Origin of the sequence: Polynucleobacter rarus (assembly GCF_003072505.1) — a bacterium.
GTDB lineage: Bacteria > Pseudomonadota > Gammaproteobacteria > Burkholderiales > Burkholderiaceae > Polynucleobacter > Polynucleobacter rarus.
Map to the genome: position 1 here is coordinate 99,620 of NZ_NTGB01000001.1, position 8,089 is coordinate 107,708.

The 8,089-nt window shown below is 38.6% G+C and carries 11 protein-coding genes; 6 read left to right on the top strand and 5 right to left on the bottom strand.

What is annotated here, in order from left to right:
- Positions 1–151: 151 nt before the first annotated feature.
- The 5 genes from AOC35_RS00455 (at position 152) to AOC35_RS00475 (ending at position 2,392) form a co-directional block, all read left to right on the top strand.
- On the top strand, positions 152–703 hold the full coding sequence (locus AOC35_RS00455) for a cupin domain-containing protein (protein ID WP_108645254.1): 552 nt from the start codon (positions 152–154) through the stop codon (positions 701–703).
- A gap of 196 nt (positions 704–899) precedes the next feature.
- Complete coding sequence (locus tag AOC35_RS00460; RefSeq protein WP_108645255.1) at positions 900–1,241, top strand: thioredoxin family protein; 342 nt, start codon at positions 900–902, stop codon at positions 1,239–1,241.
- Positions 1,242–1,487: a hypothetical protein gene (locus AOC35_RS00465; protein ID WP_108645256.1), complete on the top strand. Its 246-nt coding sequence runs from the start codon at positions 1,242–1,244 to the stop codon at positions 1,485–1,487.
- Positions 1,488–1,538: 51 nt separating this feature from the next.
- The gene (locus AOC35_RS00470) at positions 1,539–1,859 is read left to right on the top strand and encodes a carboxymuconolactone decarboxylase family protein (protein WP_108645257.1); all 321 of its coding nucleotides are present in this window, start codon (positions 1,539–1,541) and stop codon (positions 1,857–1,859) included.
- Positions 1,859–2,392, top strand: a complete 534-nt coding sequence (locus tag AOC35_RS00475; protein ID WP_108645258.1) for a carboxymuconolactone decarboxylase family protein — start codon at positions 1,859–1,861, stop codon at positions 2,390–2,392. Before AOC35_RS00470 ends, AOC35_RS00475 begins: the two co-directional genes overlap by 1 nt.
- Before the next feature lie 84 nt (positions 2,393–2,476).
- On the opposite strand, the gene AOC35_RS00480 is transcribed toward AOC35_RS00475, so the two are convergent.
- The 4 genes from AOC35_RS00480 to AOC35_RS00495 all read right to left on the bottom strand — a co-directional run bounded on the left by AOC35_RS00480 (position 2,477) and on the right by AOC35_RS00495 (position 5,932).
- The gene (locus AOC35_RS00480; protein WP_211307455.1) at positions 2,477–3,748 is read right to left on the bottom strand and encodes an amino acid ABC transporter substrate-binding protein; all 1,272 of its coding nucleotides are present in this window, start codon (positions 3,746–3,748) and stop codon (positions 2,477–2,479) included.
- Positions 3,749–3,985: 237 nt separating this feature from the next.
- On the bottom strand, positions 3,986–5,011 hold the full coding sequence (locus AOC35_RS00485; protein WP_108645259.1) for an alcohol dehydrogenase catalytic domain-containing protein: 1,026 nt from the start codon (positions 5,009–5,011) through the stop codon (positions 3,986–3,988).
- Positions 5,012–5,084: 73 nt separating this feature from the next.
- Positions 5,085–5,306: a hypothetical protein gene (locus AOC35_RS00490; protein WP_108645260.1), complete on the bottom strand. Its 222-nt coding sequence runs from the start codon at positions 5,304–5,306 to the stop codon at positions 5,085–5,087.
- A gap of 77 nt (positions 5,307–5,383) precedes the next feature.
- On the bottom strand, positions 5,384–5,932 hold the full coding sequence (locus AOC35_RS00495) for a peroxiredoxin-like family protein (RefSeq protein WP_108645261.1): 549 nt from the start codon (positions 5,930–5,932) through the stop codon (positions 5,384–5,386).
- A gap of 276 nt (positions 5,933–6,208) precedes the next feature.
- Here AOC35_RS00495 and AOC35_RS00500 point away from each other — a divergent pair, with 276 nt between their 5' ends.
- Positions 6,209–6,418 carry a hypothetical protein gene (locus tag AOC35_RS00500; RefSeq protein ID WP_108645262.1) on the top strand — a complete coding sequence of 70 codons (210 nt, stop codon included), beginning with the start codon at positions 6,209–6,211 and terminating at the stop codon, positions 6,416–6,418.
- A gap of 42 nt (positions 6,419–6,460) precedes the next feature.
- Here AOC35_RS00500 and AOC35_RS00505 read toward each other — a convergent pair.
- On the bottom strand, positions 6,461–8,089 hold a 1,629-nt coding region (locus AOC35_RS00505; protein WP_108645263.1), incomplete at its 5' end, for an NADP-dependent isocitrate dehydrogenase.

An 8,089-nucleotide genomic window follows, 5' to 3' on the forward strand; every position in this document is an offset into this window, starting at 1 on the left:
GAAAAGTTGTGGTCTTCAATTAGTTATGTAGTTCCCCTATTCTTTGGAATCTATTTCATTTTGATTCGTTGTTTCATTGAGGAAAAATTTGCCTTTATAGATAAATGGGATATAAACTATATTAATAATTAAAAAAAGTAAGGAGACAAGTATGGGAATACCTGAAATACGCTTCACCAAAGAAGAAATGCGCGCACGCGTCGCATTTTTTAAAGATCTAAAAGGATTTGATACGGGCTTAATTGATAGTGAGTTTCCTTCTGCCTATCGAAAGCTCTACAATGCTCTCGGTTTTCAACCACCAAAAGGTAAGGGGGGATCTGAGGTTGAATCTCCAGTTGGCAGTAATGCTTCAGAGAGTTCGGCTATCAAAATTAGTGAAGGTTTTAATATCGGGTTTTGCGAGTGTAAGCCGGGGTTTGGGCCGATGATGCATAACCATGATACGAATGAAACCTTTATTCCTATGACAGGTAAATGGCGTTGTTCCTGGGAAGTCGACGATAAGGTTGAATACTTTGATGTTGGTCAGTGGGATATTTGTTCTTTCCCAGCAGGCGTTCAACGTCGCTTTGAAAACGTAACCTTTGAAGAGCCCGATAAAACTCATTGGTTGATGTTTGTTATTGGTGGTGATGCTCCGGAAGTTGACTTTAGTGAAACTGCAAAAGAGACATTACGTAGCGCCGGACTACTTAAATAAAAATATCTCAAATTGGATTAGTAATTTTTAAATCCTGAGCATTCAGATAAGTGCCCTCGATAATCAATAGAGTCAGAAGCAATATCATCCTAGTTTGATACATAGTACTTTTAAATTAGAGATATTTTGGTTCAACCACCATACTTTTATACATGCTACATTGTGGAATGAAACAAGGTAATTAAAGAGACAAAAAATGAATGCAAGTAAGATTTATGAATTAAATCAAGATAACTTTAAAGACTTAGTCCTTAGCTTTGAAGGGGTAACTGTCGTGGACTTTTGGTCTAGTACCTGCGTTCCTTGCAAGCACATGTCGCGTATTTTAGAAGAGATTGTGCAAGATGTGCCAAGTCAAGTAAGAATTTCAAAGGTCAATGCAGATGAAAATACTTCGCTAGTGGATCATTACAATATTCGTACCTTACCGACGTTATTATTTTTTAAAAATGGCGAGTTAAAAGAAACAAAAACAGGCGTTGACCGCAAACAAGTCATTCGAAAAGCAATTGAAGCACAATTAAATAAGGGGATGTAGATGGCAAATGTTCGCATGTTAACGATTGAAGAGCTTCAGGCTACTAAGTTAAAGCCTTTAGTTGATTACTGCCTTGAAAACCGAGCACCTGATCCAGGATTTCATGCAGTAATGGGCCACAATCTTGATTTATCAGAAGCAGCGTTCAATGCTTGGCGTACTGCTTTTTTTACTGGTAAGGTGAAGCACTCTATCAAAGAGATTATTCGTGTTTTACTCTCACGAATGGCCTCGTGTAATTACTGAGGAAATGTTCGATCTGCTTCGGCGAAGCAGAATGGGCTAACTGAAGATCTTTTGAATGATGGAATTGATAATTACCAAAAGAGTAAGCATTTAAGCGATGCGGATAAGATTGCCATACGCTATTGCGAACTCATGGCAACTGATCCAGATGCGATTGATGAAGCATTTTATGACGAATTAAAAAAATATTATTCGTTAGAAGAAATCGTTGAATTAGGCGCTTTTATAGGGCTTAATATCGGATACCACACTTTTTACGGAACATTAGATTTCTATCCTATGTTTTCTCCAGATGGAAGATTAATAGATCAAGAGGAATCCAGGAAAATTTATGGTACGGAAGTAAAGTCTCTAACTGGAAGGGGTATTTAATGTTTAATATTGAGCCCATCGCAATTGATGATATAAAAGATCCTGAGCTACTTGATTTGATCAAACAGGCAAAAGAATTAGGTGTTCCTGATGAGAACTTTATTCTTATTTTAGCGAGGGTACCTAGCTATGCCAAGGCAATCTTAAAAACGATGCTCATGTCTCATACTCAAGGTAATGTGCCACATTCACTGAAAGAGATGATGCGTATTCAGTTAGCTAATTTTGCTGGCGACCCCTATTTTAGTAAATTACGTTCAAACAGAGCCCTTGCTCAGGGTTTGACAGAAGAGCAAATTGCTAGCGCAAGTGATGATTATGAAGACTCAACTGATTTTTCTGAAGCAGAGAAAGTGGCACTTCGGTTTTCTGACCAAATGTATTTAGATTCAACTAAGGTCAATAAAGAATTTTATGATGAGATGAAAAAACATTATTCAGATGCTCAGATCATGGAACTAGGTGGTTTCATGGTTCATCATTATGGTATGCAGGTATTTATGAGGACACTGCAAAAGAGTAATTTTAAATAAAAACTGTAGTCCCTTCCTTCTGAATAAAAAAAGGGTTTGCTAGAAAAGCAAACCCTTTTAACTAATAGTAGGAGATTATTCTATTTATCTCTTTTTTGCCTCTTGATACGGTGTGACGAGATCCCCTGATTTTAATTCAGCTGGAGAAATAATTACTGCAGGTCCGGGCTTGCGGAACTGTTCCAGGTCATTACCTTTAATGCCCCGATATTGAACATATAAAGGACGACCAACCTCCCACTCACCATTTGCAGCAAACTTTACATCACCTACTACGGTCGTAAATTTAGTGTTATGAATGTAATCAATTAATTTCTTGTTGTCTATACTGCCAACTTTCTCAATGGACTGACCTAAAATTTGCATTTGTGCGTAAGCATATGGCGGTAAGTAAAAACCTAAAGGATCAACGCCTTCTTTTTCAGCTCGTGATTGATATATTTTTAAGAAAGCTTCAATTCCTTCAAACTTGACAGTTTTCTCAGGAACATAGAGCTCGTAGCATAGAAGACCGTTTAAGAGTGGACCAAGTTGTTTCTTATTTGCGGCAAAGCCACATCCAATCATCGTTCCACCAAATACAGAGGCTTTTAAACCAATCTCATTAGCAGCTCTAACAAGACCTGGAGTTTCACCAGGGTATGAAGCTACATAAATGATATCGGGATTCGTTGCCTGAATGGCACGTAAAACTGGAGTGAAGTCGGTTGTAGTAGGTGGATAAGACTTGTCGTATACCACTTTCAAGTTATATTTTTTTGCAACCTCTCTCGCACCTTCGATAGTTACTGCCTGAAATTCGGCATCTCCTCCAATAAAAGCCACAGTTTTTGGTTTTTCTTTTGCGGTCATGGCTGCATCAAAAAATCCACCGGAAATACCGACTGTAGGATTTTTACCATTAGGCATCATTTGAAAATAACCAGGGTAATTAAACTTGGCGTTTACATCTACCCCAAACAAGGTAAGGAAGACTAAATTACGTTGCATAATCAATGGCATTGCAGGTGATATTAAATTTGTTCCGTATGGTGAAACAACAACATCAACTTTGTCAGAATCTAATAATTTAGTGTAAAGACCTGGAATTAAAGATGGACTTGATTGATCATCGTAATAAACAAATTCCACTTGTCGACCAATTAAACCACCATTTTTGTTCGTCTCTTCACGCCAAATTTCCATTGATAATAAAGCTGCTTTTCCATTCGCTGCTAGTGGGCCCGTTAAAGCCATACTAAAACCAACCCTAAGTGGAGGTTTATTTTGAGCAATTGCCTGGTGGCTCATCCCAAGAAAGCTCAGCAAGAAAATTGTAAAAATAAAAAAACGGGGACGTAAGTTAAAACTCAACATTGTTATCTCCTTTATTTAGTTATTTTCAAATCCTAATCTATTTATTTTCGTATGCTATCTATGGGAAACCCTTACATAGTCAAAAATTTCTAAAAAAATATAAAAAATTATTTTTAAAGAGAGCTTTTTAAGCTCCTAAATTTCTTTGATTGAATGGGTAACTAACCTTTTCTAAAGGTGTTGAAATGAAGAGTTTAATTATGTATGCGCGACCTTTAGAAACTTAAAAATCAAGGTTTAGTCATAGCTCAGTGAGCCCCGGCCGAGCAAAGTTTCATTCTTGATGGCATCAAATATGTTTTCAATTTCTGAAAAATGGCGTGTCATCCCCACCACGGGCTTAATAACCCCTCTGGCCATGACTTCCATAGTCTCAATTAATTCTGTACGAGTCGAGTGCCTTGATCCTGTGACCACCTTTTCGGTGAGCATTAACTTGCGAGGATTTATGCTGATATCACCTTTGCCAACTCCTATAACAACCGCTCTACCCGATATACTTAATGAGTCATAAGCCATCTGGAAAGTACTACCGTGACCAACATAGTCAATTGCAGCATTCACTCCTTTCCCTTGAGTTATTTGCATCACTGCCTCGACTAGGTTCGGATGATTTTTAACATTGATTGTTTCATCAGCACCCCATTTTTTAGCTAAAGCTAATTTTTCATCTGACACGTCAGCAGCAATTACACGTGCTCCAAATAGCTTAGCAACTTGTACACCATGAATGCCAACTCCACCACCTGCACCAATTAGTAAAACACTATCATGAGGGTTAATTTTTGCTCTCTCACGCATGCAATGCCAATTCGTATTGACGGCATCTGTCGCAATAGCTGCAGCCTCATAACTTAATCCGTCAGGGATAGGTAAGAAATTTTCTACAGGTAAGCATACATACTCTGCGAATCCCCCATCTCTATGAACCCCTACAAATCCTCCGAAATTCTCACAAAGGGTTTCTCTTCCACCACAACACCATCTGCAACGCCCGCAGGTTAAATAAAAATATACGGCACATCTTTGACCGATCGATAATGAGCTTACACCTTCTCCTACCTCAACAATATCGCCACCTAATTCATGTCCCATAATTCTGGGGGCAGAACCTCCAAAACTACCATTGCGCATATTAAGTAAAGTTAATCCCACACCAGCAGCCCTGACTTTTAAAACAGCTTCACCGGGACCTGGTTTAGGATCAGAAACAACTTCTAAGATTGATGAATTTCCCCATTCTCTAACGACCATAGCTTTCATATTTCACTCATCCGTAAAATTAGTTGAAAAAGTTTTTGAATTTTTTTGCGTCATTCTATTACACCATTATTTTTTAAATTGTTTCATTATTTAAAAAAAATGATATCTTCGGAATCACTCGGGTGCTTAAGGCAGCATGGAGGTAACAGGTTTTCGCCCCCATCGCCCGGCATTCAACATTGATGGAATCATTCCCTACTTGACCGAGCACCAGTGAAGAACGTTGGCTTGTCTCTGAATATCTAAAACCTAAAGGAAACCCAGAGCCTTCAATGGTGTCAATTACTTTTAACATAGGGCTAATTATTTAGGGGAAATAGTCAAAGAGGGTTGCGCTTAATTGTGAAGCAACTAGTAGGGCAAAAGCCTCCTTTAAAGCGATCCAGAGAACTCCCCTCTAGCTGGGTAGTTTTTTGTAATTGCAAAATCAACGCCAGCAAGTAGATCTTGGAATGATGGTCTTGCAAATGGCATCGTTTGAGTAGAACCGTAATAAAGTGTTCCATCGGGTCTGACTAAAAACACACCTGGTTCACTAAATAAGGCTGGCTCTTCAATACCAATTGAAGTAGGGCCACGGCCTGAGCTAATATACAAACCCCACTTACGCGCATCTGAAAGATCTAAGCCATAACCAAACTCAACTAAATTAGCACTTACTTTCTCAGCCATCGTTTTCGCGCGTTCTTCATTATCAGAGCTGATAGCAATAATTCTTACGCCACGATTCATATATTCTTGAGCAAGTCTTTCTAATTCGATGAGATATTTTGCGCAGATTGGGCAATGCAAGCCTCTATAAAAAACAACTAGAGTAAAATTTTCTGCTCCAGAAGAACTTAGATTAAACATAGTTCCGTTGGTGGTTTTAACTTCTAAAGTTGGAACTGGAAGTCTTGGCATTAATGCTGTTGGTGTCATATAGTCTCTTAGAGTTTTATTTATTGAAATTTTACTTTACTACAAAATCTACCTTTAAAATAGTTTTTACAATTCTTGTAAGAGTGAGCTGGTGACTAGTGCCTTTATTAAAAAAATTATTTTTAAGATGACGAAAGTCGCATTGTGAATGGCGCATATAAGCTTGTCATCGCTAATTAGGCTCATTACCGGGAGATTTAGAAAACTTATAAAAAAAATGAAACACTTCCACTCAGCAACAATCCTTGGCAAACCAGACCAAGTTTAAATATTAAGATGAAAATTACTGCCCAACTCAAGGAGTTAATTGAGTTGGATTGCCGGCTGAAGGATAAGAGCCTCACTCAGTCGGAACTTGATGATCTCATCAAAAGATGGGATGAGATTTGTGATAGTGTAAGAGCGATTAAAGCTCCCGTGTGGGCTGAAAGAGAATATCTTCTTTCAGCTTTAGACCAGGGTGGGGCAGTGTATACATTTTACTGACCATCATTCCTTTGAGGAATGATGGTCAGTACAAGAAATGATTTAAGCGCTAAAGTTTTTCAATATGTTGTTAAAGCTTGGGCTTGGGCACATTACTTGAGACAGTTTTTGCCTATCAGGTAAATAATAACCACCGATATCAACAGGCTTGCCTTGAATCTGCGTTAACTCACTTATGATATTTTTTTCATTATCAGCAAATGCTTTGGCTAACGCAGTAAACTTTGTTTTTAAATCCTGGTCTTCATTTTGAGCTGCTAATTCTTGTGCCCAATACATTGCCAAATAAAATTGACTACCACGATTGTCAAGTTCACCTGTTTTAGGAGAAGGATTTTTACGCTGATCCAGTAAAGTTCCAGTTGCAGCATCTAAAGTTTTTGCAAGTAGCTTAGCTTTTTGATTGTTATTCTTAATACCTAAATCTTCAAAAGAAACTGCTAAGGCTAAAAATTCTCCAAGAGAGTCCCAGCGCAAGTGGTTTTCGTTAACAAGTTGTTGAACGTGTTTTGGAGCTGATCCACCGGCACCCGTTTCATACATACCACCACCGGCCATTAGTGGCACGATAGATAGCATTTTTGAAGAAGTGCCAAGTTCCATAATTGGAAATAAGTCCGTCAAATAGTCACGCAGGATATTGCCTGTAACCGAAATGGTATCTAGTCCGCGAACAACTCGCTCTAGGGTATAGCGCATTGCTCTTACTTGCGACATGATTTGAATATCTAGACCTGTCAAGTCGTAGTCTTTTAGATAGGTGTTAACCTTTTTAATTAATTCGTTTTCATGTGGGCGATATGGGTCAAGCCAAAACACGGCAGGCATGCCGGAGTTGCGAGCTCGTGTGACAGCTAGCTTTACCCAGTCACGAATCGGCGCATCTTTTACCTGGCACATCCGCCAAATATCTCCCGTTTCCACATTTTGGCTCATGAGGACTTCTCCGGTAGCAATATCAGTAATATTGGCTACGCCATCTTCTGGAATCTCAAAGGTTTTATCATGTGAACCGTATTCTTCAGCTTGTTGTGCCATCAAGCCGACATTGGGAACCGTACCCATTGTTTTGGGATCAAAATTACCATGCCATTTACAAAAGCCAATCACTTCTTGATAAATTCTTGCAAAGGTAGATTCAGGAATAGTGGCCTTCACATTTTTCAATTGACCATCTTTACCCCACATTTTGCCACCATTACGAATCATGACTGGCAGGGATGCATCAACAATAATATCGTTCGGCGAATAAAAATTATCAATACCTTTAGCGGAGTCTACCATCGCTACTTCAGGACGATTAGCTTGGCAAGCTTTTAAATCTTGTTTGATTTCATCTTGCTTACTTTGTGGCAAGGTGGCTATCTTATCGTATAAATTAATCATCCCGTTATTCACGTTGACGCCTAATTCATCAAACAGTTGACCATGTTTAGCAAAAGCATCTTTGTAAAAAACGCGGACACAATGGCCAAAAACGATTGGGTGTGAAACCTTCATCATGGTGGCTTTTACATGTAAAGAAAAGAGAAGACCTGTTTTACGAGCATCTTCCATCTCATTTTCATAAAAATCGAGTAAAGCTTTTTTACTCATAAACATGCTATCAATCACTTCTTTATCAAGAAGTGGAACTTTAGATTTAAGAGTTATCACCTTGCCGCTTTTGGT